General features: G+C 65.3%; 1 protein-coding gene. It reads right to left on the reverse strand.

Annotated elements, in window-relative coordinates:
- Nucleotides 1-617, reverse strand: a 617-nt coding sequence (locus tag IF655_RS30850) for a phosphocholine cytidylyltransferase family protein (RefSeq protein WP_199588530.1), incomplete at both ends; no start/stop codon positions are given.

Raw genomic sequence — 617 nt, forward strand, 5'->3', positions numbered from 1 at the left:
CGGCACGCGATCTCCCGCCCGCGCGCGAGGTCGTCGTGGTTGTCGATCTCGACCCAGGAGACCTCGCCGATCGGCTGCACGTCGATCCTGAAGCCCCGGTTCACCAGCTCCTGGTAGCCGTCCTCGTAGTAGAGCTGCGGGTCGCGCTCGAACGTCACACGCAGCGCGTCCGCCAGCTCCTCGGCAGCCTCACCCTCGATGAGGGTCACACCGATGTACTCACCGGTCGCCTCGGCGGGGTCCATCAGCTTCGTGATCTTCTGGACGCCCTTCTCGGGGTCCACGACGACCTTCATCTCCTCGTCCGCCAGGGACTTCACCGTGTCCAGCGCGAGGATGATCTTCTTGCCCTCACCACGCGCGGCAAGGAGCGTCTTCTCGACCGAGACCGGGTGCACGGTGTCACCGTTGGCCAGGATCACGCCGTCCTTGAGCGCGTCACGACCGCACCACAGGGAGTAGGCGTTGTTCCACTCCTCGGCCTTGTCGTTGTCGATCAGCGTGATCTTCAGCCCGTACTTGGCCTCCAGGGCCTCCTTGCGGGCGTACACGGCTTCCTTGCGGTAACCGACGATGACACCGACCTCGGTCAGACCCACCTCGGCGAAGTTGCCCAG

The sequence above is a fragment of the Streptomyces sp. DSM 110735 genome, assembly GCF_016482685.1.
GTDB lineage: Bacteria > Actinomycetota > Actinomycetes > Streptomycetales > Streptomycetaceae > Streptomyces.